The following is a 25957-nucleotide window of genomic DNA, read 5'->3' as shown; positions in this document are numbered from 1 at the left end:
AACTCTATTGAGTAGTGCCATATTTAGTATTGAAGTAAAAGTCACGTTTGGTTCTTGGACTTAAAACGAAGGTTTTAGTTTTTACTTCACCATTGGCTCCAATCGCTGGATTATCGCTAGAATTATAATCAACTGTAGAAAGTGCTGGATTAGCAAGTACAGATGTTACAGTAGCGCCATTGATGCCTTTTTGTTGTAAGGTATCTCGCATAATAAAACTGTCAATGTTCACATTGGCACGATTGGTAGCAGAAATTTTATAAGCAATACATCGACCAGGTTCAATATTACTTATACTTGCTGTACTAAAACCTGTATTGGGCGTACTAGTTTCACTGATAGAGGTATAGGTTAGAGTAGAAGGACAGTCGTTCAAATATTGGTATTTTTTTAGTACTAATCCGACATTTTCAGCAATTACTCTACCGAAATTATTGTTTGGGTAGCTATATGTACTGGTCGCAAATGAGATAGTTTTACTATCGTTATTAGTACGCAGCGGATATGTAGCGCCAGTGCGCTCTTCTACCAAGCAAAGGTTATTAGTATTACCATTTAAAGTACTAAGCGGCACACTGATTTGATATTGTCCTATAGTTGTTCCACTCCCTGTTACTGATTGTGTGGAATATACTGTGGAAGTATTCGTACAGCTCGCAAGTTTGACAGTGCTACCGCTAATACCTGTTTCAGGTGCAGAAGGATTATATATGCCGTTGAAATAGTTTGAGTTATTTGCATAAACACCGCTAGTAATATCAGCATTAGTTGCACTTGCTTGAGCTACTGTAATACCACCATTGTCATCAAATACTGTACCAGAAAAAATATACTGAGGAACATAGCAGTAATTGTCTACTCGAAAATCAATCTCTTGATTAGAGGTGGTTGAGAGGCGGCCTGTATTAGTATAGCGAACCTTTACTGATGAGACTGGTTGGGAAAACTGTACGGAACCTTGACACTGTGTGCCAAGATCTTTTGCGGGACAGTTAGCCGCGCTAGTCGTGTATAAACCTCTGAAATAAGTAAGATTTGAACCGCTTATTGTTTGGAAAGATCCCTCTATTGAGCTACCACTTTCAGTAACTCCTGTAATTTGGACATAGTCATCGAATGTATTGCCTGAGCTATTGGCATAGTCAACGTCAAAGGCGCTAAGCGCTACATTGGTCAAGTATAAAGGTTGGGCCGTTATGCTATTACGGAACTCAAGCGTGATATCCGTAAAATCTGTTGTAGTAGGGAAGGTTCTTCTTATATTAATAGCGTTAGTACCAGATGATGTGATTACACCAAAGTTTGATTTGATGGTAGAAGAACTAGATTCCACTGTATTCATCTTTATTTGTAATGGAATACTGCCCGAAGCATTGCCTGCGATGCTTACATAGTTATTAGTATTAACAGCAGATACTAGGTTCGTATAGTCAGCATTGGTTAAGCTACTTTGAGAGAAGTTAGCAGAACATACAGCGCCAGGATTTGTTGCAAGCGCATGAGATGAGATGCTTATCAATGACAATATCATAAAGCCTATCAAACTCATTATTTGAGGTTGATACTTACTGAATGAGGAGGCATTCATTATATTTAAGGGTTTTGTAGCTTTATACATGTCATTCTTCCTAAGAATCAAGGTTGCCCAGGCAATATGGTAGCTAACCATATTTATACAAATATATCAGTTTGAGATACTAATAAGCAATTTACATTAAATCCAGTGTAAAGTTACCAATGGTCGATTTAATATGACAGAGAGCACAAGATAATCATTTAGTCAAAAACAACCATCTCTCACGCGAAGAGTCAAGTTATTACTATTGTCATTTTAAAAAAAACTAATCATTATTTATTTAAAAAATACTTGCGATTTCTTCATTTCTATACAGCCATAAACAATCAGCGCGTAAACGCTTATAATGGAATGTCATAGTAATTAACGTTTGAACAGATAGTCATAGCATTATGACGGTTTGACAGGTGTATAGGTTTGATGCATTTGTCGATATGAGTAATACTATTTTTATAATCAAGCAGTATGTCATCGCATAAAACAATGGAATGCTTGGACGTAGCAAGGATGTCATAAGTAAACCAATCTCTCATCATGCATTTTTCAATAAAGCCCTGCCATTAGGTAGGTATGACTGATATAAAAGGATTAACAAGAATGAATTATTATAAGGATGCTGATAGCACCGAAACTCAGGAATGGCTGGCAGCCTTTGAGTCTGTGGTTAAACACGCAGACAAAGACCGTGCTCAGTTTCTTCTAAAAGCCTTATACAATATGGCGGTTCAAGAAGGTCTTCCGTTCAACAGACTAGACACCGCTTATGTCAATAGTATCGCTGTTGAAGACGAGCCAATGTACCCAGGCGATCTAGGCATGGAGCGTAAGATACGTGCGCTAATTCGTTACAATGCCCTTGCCATGGTCATGCGTGCCAATAAAAATGATGACGACTTGGGCGGTCACTTAGCGACATTCGCTTCTAGTGCAACGCTTTATGAAACGGGTTTTAACCATTTCTTCCGCGCAGCTAGCGATCACTTCGGTGGTGACATGATCTATTACCAAGGTCACTCAGCGCCAGGTATCTATGCCCGTTCTTATTTAGAAGGTCGTTTGACCGAAGATCAGCTTGATAATTTCCGCCGTGAAGTAGGCGGCAAAGGTCTATCAAGCTATCCGCATCCATATCTAATGCCTGATTACTGGCAGTTCCCAACGGTATCGATGGGACTTGGCCCAATCATGTCTATCTATCACGCCCATGTACATCGCTATATGGAAAACCGTGGCTTGCTAGAAAAAGAAGGTCGTAAGATTTGGACATTCTTGGGTGATGGTGAGACTGATGAGCCAGAAAGCTTGGGTGCTATTTCTCTCGCTGGTCGTGAGAAGCTAGACAACCTAATATGGGTAGTCAACTGTAACTTGCAGCGTCTTGATGGTCCAGTCCGTGGTAACGGTAAAATCATTCAAGAGCTAGAGTCAGTATTCCGCGGCGCAGGCTGGCGAGTCATCAAAGTCATTTGGGGTGGTAACTGGGATTCATTACTTGGTAAAGATCATACGGGTGTCCTTAAGCAACGTATGGAAGAAGTGGTAGATGGCGAGTATCAGCTATATGAAGCGCGTACGCCTGAATTTACTCGCAAAGAGTTCTTTGGTAAATATCCAGAGCTAGAAGAAATGGCAGATGCGTTGACTGACGAAGAAATTTCACGTCTGAACCGCGGTGGCCATGATCCAGTTAAAGTTTATGCTGCCTTTAGCGAAGCTATGAAAACCAAAGGTCAACCAACAGTTATTTTGGTTAAAACCGTTAAAGGTTATGGCTTATCTGCTCAAACGCAAGCAGTCAACAAATCGCATCAGGTGAAGAAGCTTGATCAAGAGGCGCTCATGTATTTCCGTGATCGTTTTGATTTGCCATTTACTGATGAGCAGTTAGAGACCCTACCATTCTACCGTCCTGAAGAAGGTTCGGCAGAGATGAAGTATCTAAAAGGTCGTCGTGAGTCGTTAGGTGGTCATCTACCAAACCGCCGTAGTGGTCATATCCCACTGAATATCCCTGAACTATCAATGTTCGATCGGGTATTAAAAGGCAGTAACGGTAAAGAGCAATCTACGACTATGGTATTTGTACGCTTACTATCTGCAATGCTCAAAAACAAAGATATCCAAGATCGCGTCGTACCAATCGTACCTGACGAAGCGCGTACGTTTGGTCTAGAAGGTATGTTCCGTCAGTTAGGTATCTACTCGGCTGTTGGCCAAAAATATACGCCAGAAGACAGTGAAGCGTTGATGGGCTATAAAGAAGCTATCGATGGTCACATGTTAGAAGAAGGTATCAACGAAGCGGGCGCAATGAGTACTTGGATTGCATTGGCAACCAGTTATTCTGTCAACGCGCTACCGATGATTCCGATGTATATCTACTACTCAATGTTCGGTTTCCAACGTGTGGGCGATCTGGCTTGGGCGGCAGGTGATTGTCAAGCACAAGGCTTCTTGTTAGGCGCAACCGCTGGTCGTACAACACTTAATGGCGAAGGCTTACAGCATCAAGATGGTCATTCACAGATTCTATTCAATGTTGTGCCAAACTGTGTCAGCTATGATCCTTGCTTTGGTTATGAGCTAGCTGTGGTTATGCATGACGGTCTACGCCGTATGTATGGTGAAGGCGAGCGTGTCTATTATTACTTGACGTTGATGAATGAAAACTACGAGCAACCTGCTATGCCAGAAAGTGCCGAAGAAGGTATCAAACGTGGTATGTACTTGCTTGAAGATAATGGCTCAACACAAGTACAGCTATTAGGTTCTGGTGTTATCTTACGCGAAGTACAGAAGGCATCACAGATACTAAAAGACGAGTTCAATATTACGTCCAACGTCTGGAGCGTAACCAGCTTTAACGAGCTGACTCGCGATGGTATGGTTTGTGATGACTACAATCGTCTACATCCAATGGACGAAGAGAAAGTGCCTTGGGTTACTGAGCAATTAGCACCGCACGAAGGTATCGTAGTGGCAGCGACAGATTATATGCGTAACTACTCAGAGCAAATTCGTGCTTGGTTGCCAGACAATCGTCCTTACACGACTCTGGGTACCGATGGTTATGGCCGTTCTGATACGCGCGAAAACCTACGTAGTTTCTTCAACGTTGATGCTGCGCATATCGTTGTGGCAACGCTTAAACGTCTAGCCGATGAAGGCGAAGTTGAGATGCGTTTGGTTAAAGACGCGATTTCAAGCTTAGGTATCGATGTGGACCATCCACCTGCATGGCAACAGCAGTCTTACTATGACCAGTCTCCAGATGCACCAGCGCCAGGTAACGTAAATCCAAATCCTGTACCTGAATTTATCGCCGAAGACGATGATGAAATCAGTAATGAAGGTCGTGCTGAAGATCAAGCAGATGCAAATGTACTTGATGACAAAGATGTCAAATAATAATAACCATAAGACGAGGAAATAAATCATGGACATTAAAGCCCCCGATTTAGGTGTGGATAGCGCCGAAGTCAGCGAGATTATGGTAGAAGTTGGCGATGTCATCGCAAAAGACGACAACATCGTATTATTAGAATCTGACAAAGCATCGGTTGAAGTACCAAGCTCTGCTGCTGGTAAAGTGACTAAGATTAGCGTTGCTATTGGTGATCAAGTCAGCGAAGGTATGGTGCTAATTGAGCTTGAAAGCGCAGACGACAGCGCAGAAAGTAATGATGATAATGCTGCTGCTGAAGAGCAAGAAGCGAACAGCGCAGACGATGTTAAACCAGAATCAAAACCTGAACCTGCTGCAACTGAATCAAAGCAATCAGAGTCTGCTGCCAAGCCAGCCGCTAATGCTGGTAAAGCAACTACTCATGCATTACCTGACTTAGGTGTTGATGAAGCACAAGTTTCTGAAATCATGGTGAGCGTTGGTGATACTGTTAGCGCTGAACAGTCGATTTTGCTAATCGAATCAGACAAAGCTTCGGTTGAAGTACCAGCACCAGTTGCCGGTAAGATTGAAAAAATCTTGGTCGAAGCAGGTGATATGGTTGCTAATGGTCAAGACTTTATCGTTATTATGGCGAGTGGTACAGATGATGCTAGTGAATCTGAAACTCCTAAGCCACAGGAATCAGCACCAGTCAAAACAGAAGATAAATCAGCTGCTAAAACCACTGGTGAGCCAAAACAAGCTGCCAAACCGACCAATACTGATACAGCTGCTAGCAAAACAGAGGGTAAGTTAACTGAAGCACAGGTCAATGAAAAATTGGTTGATGTGTACGCAGGTCCTGCTGTTCGCAAGCTAGCGCGTCAGTTAGGTGTGGATATTACACAAGTGAATGGTTCAGCTCTAAACGATCGCATTCTAAAAGAGGACTTGTTTGCACATGTTAAGAACAGTCTAACCAAGCAGAAAGCGGCACCTGTGAGTGGCAATCCTGTCAGCTCAGGTCTACCGAAATTGCCTGACATGAGTAATGCTGAGATCTGGGGTGAGACGGAAACACAAGACCTCAGCCGCTTGCAGAAAGTCTCGATACCACAGCTCAACTACAATACTTTGCTACCGCAAGTAACGCAGTTCGATTTGTCTGATATCACTGAGACTGAAAAGCTACGTGGTGAGCTAAAAGGTGGCATGAAAGCTGAAGGTATTGGCTTTACTATCTTGGCCTTTGTGGTTAAAGCAACTGCTTACGCGTTGACCCAGCATCCACGATTCAACAGTCATTTGAGCGATGACAATACTCAGGTTATATTGCGTAAAAGTGTCAATATGGGTATTGCTGTGGCAACAGATGATGGTCTTATCGTACCTGTTATCAAAAACGTACAAGATAAAGGTTTGAAGCAAATTGCGATTGAGATTGGCGAGCTTGCTGTAAAAGCTCGTGATAAGAAGCTCAGTACCAAAGATTTGCAAGGGGCAAGCTTTACCATATCGAGCCAAGGTAACTTGGGCGGTACAGCATTTACGCCACTAGTTAATTGGCCACAAGTTGGTATTTTAGGTGTGTCTGAGGCAAGTATGCAGCCACGTTGGGATGCCAAAAAGCAAAACTTTGAGCCACGTTTGATGCTCCCACTGTCTTTGTCTTATGACCACCGTGTGATCAATGGCGCAGACGCTGCTGTATTCACTCGTTATATCGCAACGCTATTGGCAGATCCACGTCGTATCTTGATCTAAAACTAGCTAGCAATAAAAAAAGACTGCCCACGGATGGTCTTTTTTTATGGAGATTATTTGTTCTTATAGGTTATTAGCTGTTTTTATAAATAATTGCTTAGTAACTAGTGTAGACAGATGGTAATAACCATAATTAATGAGCACAAAAAAGCCAGCTATCACGCTGGCTTTTATTACGCATGGTATCTCTACTAATTTAGAACTGTTTAACGAATGCTACACCGTATACCCAAGGGCTAATGTCGATCTCGCCAAGATTTACGTCATCTAGAGTAGCATCTGTTTTGATGTCCATATAACGGGCATCGATACGGAAAGCTTCGGTAGGAGCAAAAGGGATATCAAGACCAACATGACCAGCCACGCCAACGCTATCGTCAAGGTCCAAGTCACCACCAGTAGAAATTCTTTCTTTGAAAAATGTTGTATAGTTCACACCAACACCGATGAAAGGCTTGATGTTCATTGGCATGTTTTCATAGTCAAAGTGATACTGTACGGAAAGAGTGGGTGGTAAATGCTGGGTCTTACCTGTTAGAACCGTTGTACCATCAGCACTATTTAAATCAAAATCATGATGAAACGGAAGTGCAGCTAGTAATTCAACACCAACGTTGTTAGCGATGAAATACTCACCACTGATAGTTGGACGTACATCGCCATCAACATCAACAGATAAACCGTTATCTAGAGTACCGTTATCGCTTTTAGGATCAACATAATGTGCGCCAGCAGCAACAGACCAAGTACCAGCAGGGACTGCAAAAGCAGTTGTCATTGTAAGTGCAGCAGCAGTTGCTAAAACTAGGGATTGTAGTTTCATCATTTCATTCCTTAACGTAATAAAAAATCATCAGCAGTTTTCTAATGAGGGATGGCATTAGCTACTGATACATAATGTCATGATTAAAGTTTAATCTGTAACATTTAATCTCTATTATAATACGAAAATCATTATTATTGGTAAGGTTTTGAGCATAAAGTAGCAATATTTCTGCAATAAATTACATTCACATGTAATTGAATTGTCTACAGTCTATAATTAAACACAACAAAAGCTGCTTTTTAAGTAAGTGTCATTGACGTGGGTCGGTATCTCTTATTTATGATTCAACAAGAGGTGCAACATATTAATGCTTGGCTATTGCAGTAATTCCCCTCTACGCTGTACAAATGCGCGTACTATGAAAATATTGAATCAGGTAGACTCTTGTTGTCCTGAATGTCACTTGTTTTTGATACCTGCGCAAGATATTAGCCAGCAGCTTCGTGCTGACGAACAGTTCTTAAGGTTCTCTATCCTACTAATTGTGTTTATACTGCTAGTATCGGTCTATATTTATTATCTGCATTTTGTATAGCCGATAGTCATGGATGATAATAGACAAGTCAGTACCAAATGAAGTGCTTCTGATAAAAGTCACGGATAATTGCTGCAAATATCTCCTATGTTCTGTGATGAAAGTTTGGTTCTTATTGTTTGACCGTTGTTTTATTCTACTAATATCAAATCGGTATTTCACCGCATAGGGCTGGCATGTTATTCCAATCTATACGGCGCTTGCGTCATTTTGTTTATGATATTTTACAAAATGAAGAACATGACACGTTATTTAGCCGTTACGTTGATTATTTTCTTATATTTTTGATCATGACTAACGTAGCTGCTGTGATAGCCGAGTCTGTCGATCAGTGGTATTACCCTTATCAAGATTACTTCACCTTATTCGAAAACTTCTCTATCGTTGTCTTTTCTATTGAGTACTTACTGCGTCTGTGGAGTGTGGCTGAAGCCAAGCCCGATAATACAACGTGGAAACAGCGATGGGATTGGCTTAGAAGCCCATCTGCATTGATAGATTTAGTAGCCATCGTGCCCGCCTTTTTAAATTTCTTCGTCAACATTGATTTGCGTTTCTTGCGTATTCTACGTTTATTTCGAATCTTAAAATTAACTCGTTATTTTGCCTCAATGCGTATCTTGCTAGTCGTAATCAGTAAGGAACGAGGCTCGTTTCAGGCTGTTATCTTTATTCTTATTATTATGATTGTGACTGCCTCTAGCGGTATTTATTTAGTGGAGAATCACGCACAGCCAGACGAGTTTGAGTCCATACCTAAAGCGATGTGGTGGGCTGTGGTGACACTGACAACAGTAGGTTATGGAGATGTCACGCCAATTACTAATGCGGGCAAAATATTGGGTGCTGTCATTACGATATTGGGTGTGGGTCTCGCTGCACTGCCAGCTGGTATTCTAGCGACAGGATTAGCAAATGAGTTGGCTCAGCGCCGTGAAGAGCTTGAACAGCATTTTCGTGAGCAGCTCATTGATAGTGACTTTGATCTGGTACAGAATCAAATGATGATTGATAAAATTCGTCGAGAGCTGGGTTTAGATAAAGAGCAGGCACAAAATATCGTCTTACAGGTACTTCGAGAGCAAGAGCTTGAACGGCGTGAAAAAGAAGTTGAAACGCGCCAAAAAAACTTCTGTCCACATTGTGGCGAAGTTTTATAGCGAAGTATGAGATGATTTAGAATAGATAGGTTTTTAGTAGTTAATTACAGCTAATGCTTTACTCATAAAAAGAGGTCTTGTGTTTACATAGCACAAGACCTCTTTTATATGCGATTAGCAGTTGCCCTTATATTCCCTGAGGGATGGGCAATGCACGCGCTAACTCATGAGCCACTTCTTGTGCTGCGTCGGCTAGATCTTCTGCAGTGAGTGGTAAGTTTTGCAATGTTAAATGCCAGTCATCAACAGATCGGCGCAAATGGGCTACCCATAACGTGGTGCAGTCGCGTGGAAGCTGCTTAAGGTTGACTTCAAAACAACGGTTTCCTTCATCATCACTCAGATGAATTTCGCCTTTTTTCACCCTAGAAAATGAATGACCATGGTATGAGTTGGCGATTAAACCAATATGAGTGATATGAGCGGGAATTTTCTCAAGCTCCAATCTGATTTGCTCTTGATCAAGCGGAGCAAGATACATGGCTTGCTCGCCGCGATCCTTACCATTTAAGCTGTCTCCTTGATGCTTGACCGATTCAGCTTTATCTCGTAGTTGCTTAAACCAAACGATGTCACTGATGACGCAATTATCATCATATAACACACAAGCCAAATCAATATCCATCGCGCTTTGATTTTTTTTGAAGCGCTTAAACATGCCTTTGGGCTCAATTTTGGTAAATTCATAATTGAGCGCAAAGAACAAAGTCCCTGCGTCTAGTCCTAGTCCTCGTAAACTATCTGACAACAGTGGTGATGGGGCGGTGGTCGACATAACTTTCCTTTTTTATTCTTAGTTTTTAACCGTTATCTAGATTTATTGACTGCTTACTTGAGTAATGGTAATTTGCGCAAGCTTAATACCAGTGATATCACTCACTGATTGCTGTCGAAGACTTATCTAATACCGCTTGGTAGAGCAGCTCAGGCTTAGCATCTAATAACCCACTACCAAATCCTCGTAGCCACCAGACCAGCTGTGAGGTCAAGTTAACAGTGGCTCTTACAGTAAGGGTATTATCCTCATTTAGCGTCACGGTTTGATCGTCATTAAGCTTACTTTCGGTCAGACTCTTACCAGCTTGCCTAGTGAATCTAAGCTCAACAGCGGTATTCTTGCCACGCTCGTCCAATTCGCCAAACAGTGGGTGACTAAAGCCCATGCTACCTTCATCCAAATACGTATCGAGTTGAAAGTTCTCTGGTGTTTTTGCAGCGGTTTCGAGAATCTCAACACTATCAAAACGATGTAAAGCAAAGGTGCGAATGGTGGCTTCTGGGTCGTCAGTACGAGTTGCCAGTAGATAGATAATCACGCCGCGCTGGATAATCGCGATTGGATTTAGGATATATTCGCTGGCTTGTAATTTGTTGCTACGAGTATAACAAGCATGAATCTGCAATTGATAAAACAGCGCGTGGTAAATACTGTCTTTACTATCCAAATCTATATCTGGTGCGATAAGCGGCTGGGTGGCAGGCTCGATACGCACTCTGTCTATCCAAGAGTGGGTCACTTTGCTGTTCTTGAGCTGTCGCCGTGCTAAGTCAAACCAAGGAAATAATTCATCTAAAATAACAGGTGGCAGTAGCTGGGTCAGATTAGCCTCGACCATATTAAAAGCAACCGCTTGTGATAAGTTCATATGCGGCAAACTTTGCAATGGGGCGTCTTCTTTCCAGCGCCAACCCTGAGGATTGGCATTGTTTTTTTCGATAGGGAAGCGTTTGGCAAGGGCGTTCAAATCACGTTGGACAGTACGTAGGCTGATATCAAAGCCTGCCATCATCAGCTGCTCATAAATATGGGTGGTGCCTACCCAACGATTGCGCTGTAGTTGTGATAGTACCTGCCATTGCCGAGCAGTCGTTGCCGCACCATGTCGATTGTCATTAATATTGGCGGCATTGACCTCTTTTGAGGTGCCAGTGTCTAAAGCTGCAAGCGCACCTGCCTGCTCACTAGGATTGGACTGAGCTTGGATGTTATCAGCATCAGTAAGATGTACAGTCATTAAGAGATACCCTTTATGAAGTTACAAGTCGGTTTCTGGCACGATATTGCTCGATCAGGAACCGTTAATCATCGCAGAAAAGCAGCGTAGCGTCTAGCGACGTTCATGCATGCGTATGTTCATTTGATGGTTACTATTCGATGATAGCTGCTCGATCTAGCCATAGACATAACAATGAATCTAGTCGAACAGCAATGTGCGTGCGTATCGGTAGTACCGTTTAAATTTTAATTGCCATCCTCATCGACAGCTGTTGTTTCGCTATTGTTTAGGGTGTCATCAATAAACTTAGCATCGCTTTGCTTGTTACTTTCCTCGCTACCTTTCTTATCACTTCTCTCATCTTTACGCTTTTCTTTTATTCTCTTATCTTCTTTCTTTTGACGTTTTTCTTTACGCTTTTTCTTCGTTTTCTTTTTGGATTTTTCATCATCGATGTCATCAGTGCTTTCCTGGTTTTCATCCCACAGCATCAGACGGCTTAATACTTTGCCAAATAAAGTATCTTTACGATAACGGCCTTTTTTATTCATGGTGTCGATGGGTAAACCAGTCATTAGTGTCAGGGCTTCACTTAAAGTATAGACGCCATAGATATGAAATTTTCCTCTATTTACCGCATCGATAATGTCGTCACGTAGCATCAGCTGTTTGACATTGGCCATCGGAATGACAACGCCTTGATCGCCTGTTAGCTCTTGCTCGCGGCAGGCGTCGAAGAAACCTGCGATTTTGGCATTGATGCCACCAACTGCCTGTACTTCGCCTAGCTGGTTCATAGATCCAGTAATCGCGAGAGACTGATTGATAGGGACGTTTGCTAACGCGGATAGCAATGCACAGCCTTCGCTAACGGTGGCACTATCACCATCGATTTGCGCGTAGCTTTGCTCGAACGCCAGTGAGGCACTAAAATTCAGCGCATGATGTTGACTAAACAACGCACGCAAATAGCTGGTCATAATCAGCATGCCTTTGGCGTGTAAACTACCGCCCAAGTCTACATCACGCTCAATATCAAGAATTTCACCTGTGCCAATATTGGGCTGAATGACCGCAGTAAGCCGTGCTGGCATGCCAAACTCACTATCGGCATAACTGACCACGGTTAATGCATTAACTTGTCCGATAGCATCGCCTTGCGTTTGAATCAGCTGTTGGCCGTTTTTAAGCTCATCCCAGTACAGATCGCGCAAATATCCTGAACGCTCATCCATGTCATCGATTGCTTGAGTGACGTGATCTGCCGTCACCATAGTCTCATTATTTAAGCGAGCGTGACGATTTGACTCATGCAAGAGTTTAATCAATAAGTCACTATGTAGGCTTAAGCGATCTTGTTCTTCAGCTTGCAAGCTTAGATGTTCAAGTAGCGTGGCTTGCGCACTGCTATCAAACGGATAAAGGTCGGCATAGTCGATGATATCAGCCATTTTTGCGACTAATGCCAATTCATGCTCAATGGTACGAGGCACATCGTCATGAAAATCAGCTCGGACTTTGAATACCGCATCAAATTCAGGCTCAAGCTCTAGTAGCTCGTAATATAAATCTGCTTCACCTAACAAGATAACCTTGATATCTAAATCAATAGGCGCTGGTGAAAGAGATAAGCTACCGGTCAGCGTCAGCATTTGCTCTAGACTAGATAGTTTGATTTTTCGTGACTGTAATGCACGCTTCAAGCCCTGCCATGCATAAGGATGCTCAAGGACGTGGCTAGCTTCTAATAGTAAATAGCCGCCATTAGCGCGATGTAGAGCACCTGCACGAATCATACTCACGTCAGTGGTTACTGTGCCTAATTGGGTGATTTGCTCGACATGTCCTAACAAATTGAGATGGGTTGGCAAATCCTCAAATACCACTGGCGCGCCACTGTCAGGTGCATGACTGACAATAACATTGACCGCATAACGACTAGGCGTCGTAGCCAACACTGCCGTCACAAACTCTTCATCATCGCCATTAACGATACGCTCTACGTGAGTGACCATGTCATCGAATACAGCCTTGAGATATGCCACGACAAGTGGGTGAGTCGCAAACTGCTTATAAATAGGTTCAAACAATGGCTGTAAAGCACGTTGGGCAATACTACGATGTAATGCCTCTATCTCATCGTTGGCTTCGTCTTCTAGTTGCTCTAAAGCGATAGTCAATTGACTCAGACGCTTTTGCATATGGTTCTTTTGTACGAAGTTATTCAGCTCAGCTTCATACTCATTATTGCCATATGTAGAATCTTGATTTTCTTTACTTTCAGGGTTTTCATCGCTCAAAATGTTAACTTTTTCGCTACCATCGAGCTTTTCTGAATTTTTACGATTGCTAGGTATTTTTATTTGCTTATCATCATCGCTATTACTTTCTGTAGGCAGCTGACTAGGATGAACAAATACTGCTTTATTATCGAACGAGCGAAACGTCAATGCTAGGTCATATTGTTTGCCTTCAGCATTAAGCGCGTCATAGGCATGACTTTCTTTTTGATGAGTACTGTTTTTGATGGCTTCAATTTTGCTTTGGTATTGATCGCTACGAAAGCGTTGGCTTAAACGCTTTTTTGCTTGCTGCCATAAGTTATTAACTTGCTGTTGTAATAGCGAGGCTTGACCAGCTGGTAGACGCAGCGCCAATGGTGTGCGTGGATCGGTAAAGTTATGCACATATACCCAATCATCAGGCGTCGGTGCGTCGGCGGCAATACGCGCTAACAGACGACTAATGACAGTACGCTTGCCCAAACCGTTTTCACCAGCGGCAAACACATGATAACCACTGGCTTTAATATCTAGCGCTGTATGTAATGCTTTAAGCGCGCGTTGTTGACCGAAGCCAACATCTAAGTCAGGCGCAGTACGTGTGTCTGTAGGCAATTCATCAGGGTCGCTATAGCGTTTTAATTGCTCAGCGGAAATGCGACAATTTTGCTGAACTTCTGTAAAGATAGGGTTTGGGGTATCAGGTGCTGTTTGCTTAGTATTTTTTGTATCGGTAGCAGGTACTACCATATTGTTAGCGTCTTTTGATACTTGCGATATAGGGGTGTAGGGTTGTTCTATCATAGGCGTTTGAGAAATCATCTTAAAAAGTATTAAAGGAATATGAGAAGTGATTGGTTTTATCTAGTCATGCGTATTCTGAGTTTTTTATAATTAATCATGACATCTTACAAGATATAGTCACCTATTAGCGAAGTCATTAAGCGCAGTTTTGTATCATATTTAGACAAATGCCTGAGTAAAACTGGTAAAAAACAAATGACTTAATCAGCGAATTGGAGGCAATCAAAGCAGAATAACGCCTCATTATAAGCGTAGATAGTATAAGATGTCCCACATTGGCGCAATCTGCAACTATTCAATGGGCAGACTGCATGATAAAATAAACGGTTCACAAGTCAAAACTGGATAACTCGTTGTATGTCAGCTTCCGCTAAAAACTCTTCATCGTCTGCTAGTATGGGTAATATCAATATTGATCCGGCTGGTTTCGTAAAGCTTGGTTCGCAATTGCCAAAGCTGGCTAATATCTTGGCGCAAGCGATAAATGAGCTGGGTCTGCCGTTAAGTGAAACGCAGCAGCGCACGTTATTATTGTACTTAGACCAGCTTTTACTATGGAATAAAGCGTATAATCTGACCGCGATCACTGATCCAGAAGAAGCACTGATTAAGCATGTGATAGATTGTCTGTCTATTATAACGCATTTACCCGCCGGATCGTTGCTAGATATCGGCACGGGAGCAGGGTTGCCGGCAGTTATTATTGCCATTTGTCAGCCTGAGCGCCAGTGTACTGCGCTTGATAGCAATCAGAAGAAAATTCGCTTTATTAAGCAAATCAGCAGCGAGCTCGGTTTGAGTAATATGCAGCCGATCGCATCGCGTATTGAAGCGCATGAAGCAAGTTATGCGGTGGTGACATCACGAGCGTTCGCCAGTTTGATAGATTTTGTAGAAGTAGCGCAGCCAAGATTAGCAGATGGCGGCTTTTTATGTGCTATGAAAGGCAAAGTCCCGAGTGAGGAAGAGCTGCAGGCATTAGATAGTGATTGGCATATCAAGACCATCAAGCTGACGGTACCACGTTTGCACGACAGTCGTCATTTAATTGAAATGTCTGCCAAAAATAGCTAAGGCATAAACACTTCGCAGTCATGAAACAGGCACTGTTTTTTGTGAAACACAGTTTACGTCTGTATCTAAATGACATAGTATTTAAAAGCATTTAAAATGCTCGACCGCAATCGGAGCATTTTAGACCATAAATTGCTTATTTTTAAATGCTGAGCGAGTGTCGCTGTACAAGATTGAACAAAAATAATCGTACCAACCGAGTCAAAAGTAATAGACCCTAATAAAATTGAGTGAGTGTATGGAAATCATAGCAATTGCGAATCAAAAAGGCGGTGTGGGTAAAACCACAACGGCAGTAAATTTGACCGCCAGCTTGGCTGCTAAACGCAAGCATGTACTGCTGATTGACTTAGACCCACAAGGTAATGCGACCAGTGGCACAGGTGTTGACAAAAACGAGTTGGATCTTACCATAGCGGACGTTTTGCTAGATGGTGTCGCGTTGTCTGAAGCAATTGTTACCAGTCCTGCAGGGTTCGATGTCATCGGTGCCAATCGAGATTTGGCTGGCATGGACATTACCTTAATGAGCAAGACCGATAGTCATGAGCTGTTCAAAACTGCGATGGCCGAATTGGTTAACGATCAGGTATCTACGCAAAAGCAGCCATACGATTATGTGATTATCGATTGTGCGCCTAGTTTGAATCTACTGACGATTAATGCGTTGGTTGCTACAGATAGTGTGATTATCCCTATGCAGTGTGAGTACTATGCACTAGAAGGGTTGGCTGACTTATCACAAACCATTGAGCGCCTTACAGAGTTGAACCCTAAGCTATATATTCGCGGTGTGGTCAGAACGCTATTTGATGCGCGTAATACGCTTGCCCGTGATGTCTCTACTGAGCTAGAAGCGCATTTTGGCGATATCATGTACAAAACCCATATTCCAAGGAATATTCGCTTGGCAGAAGCCCCTGCGCACGGCTTACCAGTTATTGCGTATGAGAGATGGTCAAAAGGCGCGCGCGCGTATCAAAAGCTGGCCGCTGAAGTGATGAAGCAAAGCAGCTAGTTTTTATCTAAAATTCTTACAAAGGATTTTTAGATAAAAAGCGTCACTGATCAAGACAGTAAATGAATAGCATAAGTATAGAACACTTAACATTGTATTTAGTAAGCCGCATCAGTAATCAATTGGCTTTTATTTTAGCGTTAGAGGATAGGTAATCATGGCGAAGAAAAGAGGGTTGGCTGCTAATCGGGGCTTAGATGCCTTATTAGGGTCAATCAAAAAAGAAAAGCAAATTACCGCCTCTGCCTTGCAAGACGACATGGTGGCGCGTGAAAATGCTGCGCCAGATGCTAATGTTCCTGTAGATACTAATGCGCCTGTAAATACTGTGTCTACGGATATAGCGCCTGATATCACTCCGACAAAAGCTAGTAAAAAATCATCTGCGAAGACTACTGATAACGATGCTGCTAGTGAGAATAGCACTCGCGCGCCACGTTCACCTCGTGCTGCTAGCAAGGCGTCGCTCAACAAATCGCGTGGCAATAGTGCAGATACGAGCGCAACCGAAGATCAGATTAGCCTTGTGCAGATCGATGTCACACGCTTGCAAGCAGGTAAGTATCAGCCTCGTCGTGATATGAGTGAGACAGCACTTGCAGAGTTGGCGTCTTCTATCGAGCAGCATGGCGTGATGCAGCCTATCGTTATCCGCCCGCTATTGGCAAATGAAGATAAAAGTGAAGCATTTGTCACTCACGAAATTATCGCTGGTGAACGCCGCTGGCGCGCTGCAAAAATGGCAGGAAAAGCGGTTATCCCTGCGATTGAGCGTGCTTTATCTGACGAGTTGGCGATTGCCCTAGCATTGATTGAAAACATCCAGCGCGAAGACTTGTCAGTGATTGAGCAGGCAGCGGCGTTGCAGCGCTTTCATACAGAGTTTGGTATGAGTCATGCCATGATCGCTGAAGTCGTTGGTAAGGCGCGTACGACAGTATCGAATTTACTTCGTTTAAATCAGCTCCATGATACAGTAAAAGACCATTTGGCCAACAGTGCGCTAGATATGGGTCATGCTCGCACACTTTTGGCGTTGTCCTCTGAACAACAACCTATCATCGCGCAAAAGATTATCGATGGCGGTATGACCGTGCGAGAAGCAGAAAAATTGGTCAAGTCAATCTTGCAGCCAGCGCCCAAGATCAATCGTGCTGAACAAGCACAATCTCGTGATGTAGAGCGTTTGACCCAAAGATTGACAGACATGCTTGGTGCTGAAGTCAAACTAAAACATAAAAAAGATGGTCAAGGTAGTGTTGAGATATTTTTCCACAATCAAGACCAATTAGCTGCGTTGATTAAACATATAGAAGCTCAAGCTTAATAACGTTTGCGAATTAGCTGTATCTATCCAAATGCTAAGTCGCCTCTGAATATTTATTTTTGCAAAAATATGGAAGAGAGTAGATATGTGGGAGTTGGTAAAAGCAGGTGGCTGGCTAATGACACCTATCGTTGTCTGTTCTATATTGGCATTAGTCATCATTATTGAGCGTAGTCATACGCTACAGTTTAACAAAGTTGCTCCTAGTAGGTTGCGCGAACAACTAATAACTCGTTTACGTGAAAATGGCGATATTGGCCGCACGCAGTTAATGAATGTGAAAGAAAAGACGGCGCTTGGCGATATCTTAGCAACGGGTTTGCTATATCGTCAGTATGGGTTAGAGTCGATGACAATGCACATGCAAAATCGTGCCAGCGTCCAAGTTCATCAGTTAGAAAAAAACATCAATATGTTAGGGACTATCGGTGCGATAGCGCCGTTACTTGGCCTATTGGGTACGGTATTAGGAATCATCTCGTCATTTTTGGCGATTACTGATGGTGCCATGCAAGATCCGACGATGCTAGCCGCTGGCGTATCACAGGCACTAATCACTACCGCTGCTGGTATGGTTGTTGCTATCCCTGCGTTGGTTGCTTATCGTTATTTTCAGCGCCGTATCATTGATATTAATGCTCAGTTTGAGACTCAAGCAGGGCTTATGATTCAAGAGCTGTATGATTATCACTTGCTTGCTAGTACGCAGCTATCTACATCTTCTAGCCATAAGTCGATAGAAGATAGTGTTGTGCAAGAACGTTCATTCGGTGGGTTGGATTCGGATAAGGCTAGCATAGCGGCAGTGTAGTCAATGCGGTTTTAGAGAATAGAAGTCTTGAGCCTATAAATGGTAGCTGAATTAAAGAGATTGATATGCGTTTTAGAAAACCAACGGTTGAACCGCTTGAAATTAATCTAACACCGATGATTGATTGTTTACTGTTTTTGATTGTGTTTTTATTACTTGCTACCTCATTTAATCACTTTAGTCGTTTAAATATTATCCTTCCTGAAGCGGAAGGTGTCGCACTGATAGAACAAAACAACAGTATCGAAGTAGCTGTGCAAGAAGATGGTAGCTATTTGGTCAACGGTATTACACTTGCTAGTAGCAATGAGGCTGAACTGACCAGTATGTTGCAGCAAGAGGCGGGCAGTAATCGCGATATGCTATTTGTTATTGCAGCGGATGCCAATGCGACTCATCAGTCTGTGGTACGAGTGATGGATATCGCTGGAAAGCTCGGATTTTTGAATTTAAACATTAGTACAGTGGTACCACTTGGCCAAACGCTGCCGCAATAACATATATAGTCTTATCATCATAAAACTGTGTGACACACAGCCCATTCATACCACGATACCCAAATTGAGGCTTTTATGAGCCAAGCTTATTTACCTGACTCTAAAAAATCTTCTGCTAAAAATGCATCGGCAGTATCGCCCGTTACCCCTAAAAGTAAGACGTTATTACGCTTATTAAGGTATTTGAAGCCTTACTGGTGGGCATTGCTATTGACGGCGTTAGGTTTTGCGATTAATGCAGGGACAGAGATTTGGACTGCCAAGCTTCTGCAATATATTACTGATGCTATCAATCAGAATGATCGAAGCAAACAAGCCTTATTTCCGCTATTGATTATATTGCTATTCTTTGTGCGCGGGGTGGGTAGTTTTTTGGGTAACTACTACTCTGCATTGGTCTCACGCAACTTAGTCTATGAGCTACGTGTAGAAGTTTTCAATAAATTACTGCGCTTGCCTAGTTCGTTTTATTTGGCCAATCCAGCCGGTACGATTTCATCGAAATTGATATTTGATGTTGAACAGGTCACGGCCGCCAGTACAGACTCAATGAAGACTTTGCTGCGTGATGGTTTGACCGTTGTTGCATTGATCGGCTTTTTGTTTTATAGCAATTGGCGTCTAACGCTTATTCTATTTGTGGTCTTGCCACCAATACTATGGCTGGTACGCATTGCATCAAAGCGCTATCTACGACTCTCCAAAGGTATCCAAGAGACGATGGGTAATGTCAGTCACATTACCAATGAAGTTATCGGCGGCTATCAAGTGGTCAAAAATTACGGCGGTCAATCATACGAGTCAGCACGTTTTGATAAGACATCGAAGAAAAATCTACGCCAAGGTATGAAGGTAGTTGTTACAAATAGTATTAATACGCCAGCCGTACAGCTGTTGATGGCAGTTGCGATGGCCGTTGTCGTCTGGCTTGCGCTGCGACCTGTAGTAATAGATGATATTTCAGCAGGTGAGTTCATCTCTTACATTGCAGCAGCAGGGTTATTAAGTAAGCCTGTACGTTCGCTGACTGATATTAATCAGAAGCTGCAAAAAGGTCTGGCTGCTGGTGAGTCGATTTTTGCACTACTTGATGAGCCAGAAGAAGAAGACACAGGCACAATCAGTAAAGCGCTATCAGGGCAAATGTCGTTAGACAATATCAGCTTGGTATATCCAGATTCGACGGTGGCTCTACGTGACTTTACCTTGAATATTAAAGCAGGCGAGACAGTTGCATTAGTAGGGCGAAGTGGTGCGGGCAAGTCCTCACTAGTCAATTTATTAACACGTACTCTAGAGACGTCTTCAGGGCAAATCACATTAGACGGTATGCCTATTGAAGACATTAAGTTAGAGAGTTTGCGTGCCCAGATTGCAATGGTGAACCAGCAGGTAGTATTGTTTAATACCACCGTATTTAATAATATTGCTTATGGCGGCCTAGCTGATAAGACTCAAGCTGAGGTTGAACAAGCCGCAAAAGATGCGTTCGCTCATGACTTTATTATGAAAATGCCAAACGGCTATCAAAGCGAAATTGGTGCTGAAGGGTTGCAATTATCTGGTGGTCAGCGTCAGCGATTATCTATTGCTCGCGCACTACTAAAAGATGCACCGATTCTAATTTTAGATGAAGCTACTAGCGCGCTTGATAATGAGTCTGAGTATTATATCCAGCAAGCGCTAGATAATGTGATGAAAGACCGTACTACATTGGTCATTGCCCATCGACTGACGACTATCGAATCAGCGGATCGTATTGCTGTGATGGATGGCGGCCAGATTGTTGAGTTAGGAACGCATAATGAGCTAATGCAACTGCAAGGCCACTATGCGCAAATGTATGCTCGAGATTTCAAGTAGTCAGTTTAAAAGCTTTTAGCCAATTTTCACGCAGCCATGAACCAATAAGATAAGCGATATTGATTAATGAGTATTGAGACGACAGTCACCCGCGCATGGCAACGTCAAGCTGTTTGGTTGTGGTTGTTGCTGCCTATCAGCTGGTTGTACGGTTTCATCACCTTATTGCGTCGTCAAGCTTATAAGGCCGGCCTATTATCAAGCTATCGAGCACCTATTCCCGTGATGGTCATTGGTAATATCAGTGTGGGCGGTAGTGGTAAGACGCCGCTAATTATTGCTCTGGTCAGCTACTTACAAAAAAAAGGCGTAAAAGTAGGGGTAATCAGTCGCGGGTATGGCGGTGATACGAGTCAAATGCCTGCATTGGTTAGTGCTACCAGTTTACCCCATGTAGTCGGGGATGAGCCGTGCTTGATTGCTCATATGACAGGCGCTGCTATGGCAGTGTGCCCCAATCGTCAGCAAGCGATTGCTACTCTGTTAAAGGCAGAGCCTAATTTACAATTGATTATTGCAGATGATGGTTTGCAGCATTATGCACTACAGCGTGATATCGAATGGATTGTGGTAGATGCCGCCCGTGGGTTTGGCAACAAGCAGCTATTACCAACGGGTTTTTTGCGTGAGCCGATGTCACGATTAGAGGGTGCAAATGTTATCTATCATGAAAAACCAAGTACAGATTTAACTCGGACTTCTAGAAGTGGTAATAAGATACAGCCTACTGACCGTTTGACCATGCATCTGCAAGCTGATGAGTTGCAACACTTATGGAATCCTACATCGAGCGCAGCACAACTAAATAGTATTAAATCTACTAAGAATAGTCGTGTTCATGCTGTTAGTGGTATCGGCTATCCACAGCGGTTTTTTGATACCTTAGAATCTATTGGCTTTGAGGTCATGGGGCATCCTTACCCTGATCACTATGATTTTAGTTTGGCTGAGCTTTTACAATATGGTGATTATCCTATCATCGTAACCAGTAAAGATGCGGTAAAAATCAGCGCATTATTGGCAGACTATACAGCGACACAAGCACTCAATGATGAGTATACAAATCTTGTCAGTAGACTATGGGTGTTACCAGTGACGGCTGTATTATCAGAGAATAGTTATCATAATCTAGATGAGCAACTAAAGGCGCTAGGGGTTCGTATCGACCATGATATGAACACGTCAGCCTCATTGTAAATATCAGCTAATATTTTAAATCTCCGTACCACTTTTATAGGAATACGCCATGTCGTTCGCCACCACGCCCGCTAAAACCCATATCGTGATTCCTGCACGTTTTAAAAGTACACGGCTACCTGGTAAGCCATTGCTAACTATTCATGGTAAGCCGATGATACTTTGGGTAGCAGAAAAAGCGCAGACAGCAAGTTTTGCTGATGACATGTGTATAGCGACTGATGATGAGCAAATTGCAAAAGTTTGCACCGATGCAGGTTTTGATGTGGTTATGACCAGTAGTGAGCATGCTTCAGGGACGGATCGCTTGGCAGAGGTAGCAGCTATCAAAGGTTGGGCTGAGCATGATATTGTGGTGAACATGCAAGGCGATGAACCCCTTGTACCGCCATTGCTTTTGGAGCAAGTACAGGCGCTTTTGGTAGCGGATGAGGATAGCGTGATGGCCACACTCTGTGAGCCTATCGATGACTATGATACGTTCCAGCGACCATCGGTAGTAAAAGTGGTCAGTCAATTTGCTAATAACTTACAGCGTGCGCTCTATTTTAGCCGCGCACCAATTCCTTGTGATCGTGACGTTGTATTAGCTGATAATAATCAGATGCAGCCACCAAAGAACGCCTATCGCCATTTGGGTTTATACGCTTATCGTGTCAGTCTATTACAGCAGTTCGTAAACTGGCCACAAACGCCACTTGAGATACTCGAAAGCTTAGAGCAATTACGTGTTTTAGAAAATGGACAGCATATCGCTATCGCAGAAGCTGCCTGTCAGTTACCAGCTGGTGTGGATACACAAGAAGATTTAGACCGTCTAAACGTGATGAGCTTAGATAACTTTCACAACCCTAATAAGTAATAGTCTGAGCAAAGTTGCGTGCGATTCTAAGTTTTATACAACGCTAAAGTATCGTTGTCGTGGCTATACCTAAAGTACCTAATCAATGTGATAGAGCCATAACCATGAATAATTTGACAGGAAATATGGACGCACTAGATAACACAGACCGTATGTATTTTGCGCCACTACTGCCATGGCAAAAAGTACTGTGGTTACAGTTGACCGAGCGCGTACTTAAGCAGCAGTCTTTGCCGCATGCATTGCTCGCTGCTGGTATGCAAGGTATGGGTAAACGCGCCTTTGTATGGCGATTGGTCGCTTGGCTATTATGCCGTGAGCGTGGCGCACACCCATTAGGTGCTTGCGAAGTATGTGAGAGTTGTCAGTGGCTCAAGTCGGGAACTCATCCGAGCCTACAAGTATTACCACTCGTTAGTATGCCTATCAGTGCCGAGAGCGATGCGCTTCAAGAAAAATCAAGTAGCACAAAAGATAAAAAAGGCGCTAAAGCTACCAGCAATAGCGCACTTAAGATCAAAGTAGATGATATTCGTGCTTTGCAGCCTTTTATTTATCAGGGTGGGCAAGGGATGCGTATCTGTGTATTAGATCACGCTGAAAAAATGACGGTGGCTGCTGCCAATGCGCTGCTTAAGACATTGGAAGAGCCACAAGCGCAGGTGCATCTGTTTTTGATTAGTGATACGCCTGCTCAGCTATTGCCAACGATTAAGAGTCGTGTTCAACAGTTGGCATTACAGACAATTGAGTCGACTGTTGCTGTCGATTACGTGACGCAGGCGTTAGGTCACACGATTAACCGCGAAGCCGTGGGTACCGCTGCGATTGAGCAGTTGATACAACTAGCCAATGGTGCGCCGTTAGCTGCTATAGCTTTGGCACAAGCACCATGGTATAGCAAGCGTAGCCTATGGTTGACCACATGGCAGGCGCTACGTAGTGGTAAACGCAGTGGCGTGGCGGCAAGTGATTATTGGCAAGGTCAGCTCAATATTAAAGAGTTTATACAGCTGTCTGAGCTGATGCTCCTTGATATACGCCGTGTCTGTTTAGGCCTGAGTGAACTACAAAAGGATGTCAATCTATCAACAGTATTGGCTACTTATCAGCCTACTGATAGCGGGTTAGAAGCATTTGCCAACAGCGTGCAGCAGACCAAAATCGCACTGCAACAAAATGTGCAAGAAAAATTTGCCTATGATAAGCTAATGCAAGAATTGGCAAGCTTATAGAGCTATGCTTTAGCATTTAATTTGTGTTCTAAAATTTGTGATTGTTCTTAACTATATACTATCAATTATTTATATAAACATACTAAACCCAGTTGATGAAGGAAGCTGACTATGGCAATGCCAGGACGTGGCGGGATTTTAACCTGTCATTATGAAAGTATCGAAATGTTATATGCCAGCTATTTGTCATTTGTCAGTAATGGCGCTTTGTTTGTACCGTCTGACAAAGCTCAGCAATTGGGTGATGAAGTGTTTATCGCTATCACGCTACCCAACTCTAGTGAACGTCTACCAATGAATGGTAAGGTGGTTTGGATTAACTCTAAGAGTCAAGGCAGTCGACCTGCAGGGTTTGCTGTACAAATTGGTAGTGATGTCTCTGGCCAAAGAATCAAGAATGAAGTTGAGCGCCTACTAGCAGGAAAAATCGATAGCTTGCAATCGACTTATACTATGTAGTATCTATTAATAACTAGGTAATAACTAGGTAACATCTAGAAATCACACCTGTATCTTTAATAAGTTCGGCTGTGGTTTTTAACTTATAAATATAAAAAAAGCAGCCTTATTATTTAGTAAGGCTGCTTTTTTAGATCAAGTTTCTTTAAATTTTTATAGTAGTAGGCGCTAGTCGCTTAATAACGAGGCGGCACATACATATCATCGGGAATAGGTTCGCGGTAGTACTCATCATCGCGTTTGCGATTGGGTAACTCAATTTCGTCACGAGGCACTTCTTTGTAAGGGATTTGGTCGAGCAAATGGGCAATACAGTTCAGCCTAGCACGTTTTTTATTATTGCCTTCGACAACCCACCAGGGTGCTTCAGGGATATGAGTGCGCTCAAACATGGTTTCTTTTGCTTTGGTGTAATCTTCCCAGCGTCGGCGCGACTGTAGGTCCATTGGTGAGAGTTTCCACTGCTTGAGCGGATCATATATTCGGCTCATAAATCGTGCATGTTGCTCATCATCAGTGATAGAAAACCAGTATTTTACTAAGCGAATGCCTGAGCGTACGAGCATACGCTCAAACTCTGGTACTGATTGAAAAAATTCTTCATATTGCGCGTCAGTACAAAACCCCATGACACGCTCAACGCCTCCGCGGTTGTACCAACTACGGTCAAACAATACGATTTCGCCTGCTGCAGGTAAGTGAGCCACGTAACGTTGGAAGTACCACTGCGTTTGCTCGCGCTCAGTGGGAGCTGGCAAGGCAGCTACCCTGCAAACGCGTGGGTTTAATCGTTGGGTAATGCGTTTAATGGCGCCACCTTTACCAGCAGAATCCCGCCCTTCAAAAATAACGACGATACGCTCACCGCGATCAACTACCCAATCTTGTAGTTTTATCAGTTCTCGCTGTAGTCGTACCAACTCTTGAAAGTAGGTGCGTCGATCCAGTTTTTCTTGCTCGCTCATCTCACGTCCGTTAAAACGAAAGTCACGTGCATAGTCATCTATTTCATTTTCTAGTTCTTCATCATATGTATCAATTAAGTCTTGGTGCATTTTTCGACGTAAATCATCATCAAGAATGTCTTTTTCGATGCGTTCAGTAAGAATGGCTTGTTCCTGATTGTACCGATCTACATCCTCCTCAGTCGTTAGAGATCGAAAATCAGCGGTTGCAAGCGGTTCTGTCATCACCAGTTTTTCAGAGCCAAAAATGACTTGCCTCATTTTTCTTAATAAAATTTTTGTCTTACCCATAAATATTACCTTTGTTTTGCGTATCG

The 25957-nt window shown here is 42.9% G+C and carries 19 protein-coding genes; 13 read left to right on the top strand and 6 right to left on the bottom strand.

Going from position 1 to position 25957, the window contains the following annotated elements:
• Positions 1-4 precede the first annotated feature (4 nt).
• The gene (locus tag Q0788_RS03335) at positions 5-1618 is read right to left on the bottom strand and encodes a hypothetical protein (protein WP_298807836.1); all 1614 of its coding nucleotides are present in this window, start codon (positions 1616-1618) and stop codon (positions 5-7) included.
• Between the two features lie 555 nt (positions 1619-2173).
• Between Q0788_RS03335 and aceE the strand changes: the two genes are divergently transcribed.
• Positions 2174-4984, top strand: coding sequence for a pyruvate dehydrogenase (acetyl-transferring), homodimeric type (aceE, locus tag Q0788_RS03330; protein ID WP_298807835.1), 2811 nt, complete (start codon positions 2174-2176; stop codon positions 4982-4984).
• Between the two features lie 28 nt (positions 4985-5012).
• On the top strand, positions 5013-6728 hold the full coding sequence (locus Q0788_RS03325) for a 2-oxo acid dehydrogenase subunit E2 (protein ID WP_298807833.1): 1716 nt from the start codon (positions 5013-5015) through the stop codon (positions 6726-6728).
• A gap of 196 nt (positions 6729-6924) precedes the next feature.
• On the opposite strand, the gene Q0788_RS03320 is transcribed toward Q0788_RS03325, so the two are convergent.
• Complete coding sequence (locus tag Q0788_RS03320) at positions 6925-7551, bottom strand: OmpW family outer membrane protein (protein WP_191115376.1); 627 nt, start codon at positions 7549-7551, stop codon at positions 6925-6927.
• A gap of 714 nt (positions 7552-8265) precedes the next feature.
• Here Q0788_RS03320 and Q0788_RS03315 point away from each other — a divergent pair.
• Positions 8266-9249 (top strand): ion transporter, encoded by a 984-nt coding sequence (locus tag Q0788_RS03315; protein ID WP_057759421.1) that lies wholly within the window; start codon positions 8266-8268, stop codon positions 9247-9249.
• Between the two features lie 127 nt (positions 9250-9376).
• Here the strand turns inward: Q0788_RS03315 and Q0788_RS03310 are convergent, their stop codons facing one another.
• The 3 genes from Q0788_RS03310 to Q0788_RS03300 all read right to left on the bottom strand — a co-directional run bounded on the left by Q0788_RS03310 (position 9377) and on the right by Q0788_RS03300 (position 14332).
• On the bottom strand, positions 9377-10024 hold the full coding sequence (locus tag Q0788_RS03310; protein ID WP_298807832.1) for a TerD family protein: 648 nt from the start codon (positions 10022-10024) through the stop codon (positions 9377-9379).
• A 97-nt stretch (positions 10025-10121) separates the two neighbouring features.
• Positions 10122-11264 (bottom strand): WYL domain-containing protein, encoded by a 1143-nt coding sequence (locus tag Q0788_RS03305; RefSeq protein ID WP_298807831.1) that lies wholly within the window; start codon positions 11262-11264, stop codon positions 10122-10124.
• Between the two features lie 227 nt (positions 11265-11491).
• Positions 11492-14332, bottom strand: a complete 2841-nt coding sequence (locus Q0788_RS03300; protein WP_298807830.1) for an ATP-binding protein — start codon at positions 14330-14332, stop codon at positions 11492-11494.
• Positions 14333-14689: 357 nt separating this feature from the next.
• On the opposite strand from Q0788_RS03300, the gene rsmG reads away from it, so the two are divergent.
• The 10 genes from rsmG to Q0788_RS03250 all read left to right on the top strand — a co-directional run bounded on the left by rsmG (position 14690) and on the right by Q0788_RS03250 (position 24675).
• Positions 14690-15406 (top strand): 16S rRNA (guanine(527)-N(7))-methyltransferase RsmG, encoded by a 717-nt coding sequence (gene rsmG, locus Q0788_RS03295; protein ID WP_298807828.1) that lies wholly within the window; start codon positions 14690-14692, stop codon positions 15404-15406.
• Between the two features lie 238 nt (positions 15407-15644).
• Positions 15645-16424 (top strand): ParA family protein, encoded by a 780-nt coding sequence (locus tag Q0788_RS03290; protein WP_102078567.1) that lies wholly within the window; start codon positions 15645-15647, stop codon positions 16422-16424.
• A gap of 157 nt (positions 16425-16581) precedes the next feature.
• Positions 16582-17751 (top strand): ParB/RepB/Spo0J family partition protein, encoded by a 1170-nt coding sequence (locus Q0788_RS03285; RefSeq protein ID WP_298807826.1) that lies wholly within the window; start codon positions 16582-16584, stop codon positions 17749-17751.
• Positions 17752-17836: 85 nt separating this feature from the next.
• The gene (locus Q0788_RS03280; RefSeq protein WP_298807823.1) at positions 17837-18562 is read left to right on the top strand and encodes a MotA/TolQ/ExbB proton channel family protein; all 726 of its coding nucleotides are present in this window, start codon (positions 17837-17839) and stop codon (positions 18560-18562) included.
• Between the two features lie 65 nt (positions 18563-18627).
• A complete protein-coding gene (locus Q0788_RS03275) occupies positions 18628-19059 on the top strand; it encodes a biopolymer transporter ExbD (protein ID WP_298807822.1) in 432 nt (143 codons plus the stop codon).
• A 75-nt stretch (positions 19060-19134) separates the two neighbouring features.
• Positions 19135-20922, top strand: a complete 1788-nt coding sequence (gene msbA / locus Q0788_RS03270; RefSeq protein WP_298807820.1) for a lipid A export permease/ATP-binding protein MsbA — start codon at positions 19135-19137, stop codon at positions 20920-20922.
• A gap of 66 nt (positions 20923-20988) precedes the next feature.
• Positions 20989-22119, top strand: a complete 1131-nt coding sequence (lpxK, locus tag Q0788_RS03265) for a tetraacyldisaccharide 4'-kinase (RefSeq protein WP_298807819.1) — start codon at positions 20989-20991, stop codon at positions 22117-22119.
• Between the two features lie 49 nt (positions 22120-22168).
• Positions 22169-22981, top strand: a complete 813-nt coding sequence (gene kdsB, locus Q0788_RS03260) for a 3-deoxy-manno-octulosonate cytidylyltransferase (RefSeq protein WP_298807817.1) — start codon at positions 22169-22171, stop codon at positions 22979-22981.
• A gap of 104 nt (positions 22982-23085) precedes the next feature.
• Positions 23086-24216, top strand: a complete 1131-nt coding sequence (locus Q0788_RS03255; RefSeq protein WP_298807816.1) for a DNA polymerase III subunit delta' — start codon at positions 23086-23088, stop codon at positions 24214-24216.
• A 111-nt stretch (positions 24217-24327) separates the two neighbouring features.
• A complete protein-coding gene (locus Q0788_RS03250) occupies positions 24328-24675 on the top strand; it encodes a PilZ domain-containing protein (protein ID WP_057759448.1) in 348 nt (115 codons plus the stop codon).
• A gap of 176 nt (positions 24676-24851) precedes the next feature.
• Here the strand turns inward: Q0788_RS03250 and ppk2 are convergent, their stop codons facing one another.
• Complete coding sequence (gene ppk2 / locus Q0788_RS03245) at positions 24852-25931, bottom strand: polyphosphate kinase 2 (RefSeq protein ID WP_298807815.1); 1080 nt, start codon at positions 25929-25931, stop codon at positions 24852-24854.
• Positions 25932-25957 lie beyond the last annotated feature (26 nt).

Origin of the sequence: uncultured Psychrobacter sp. (genome assembly GCF_947500265.1) — a bacterium.
GTDB lineage: Bacteria > Pseudomonadota > Gammaproteobacteria > Pseudomonadales > Moraxellaceae > Psychrobacter.
Note: the sequence above shows the minus strand (reverse complement) of the source record. Positions and strands in the feature narration are given on the sequence as shown.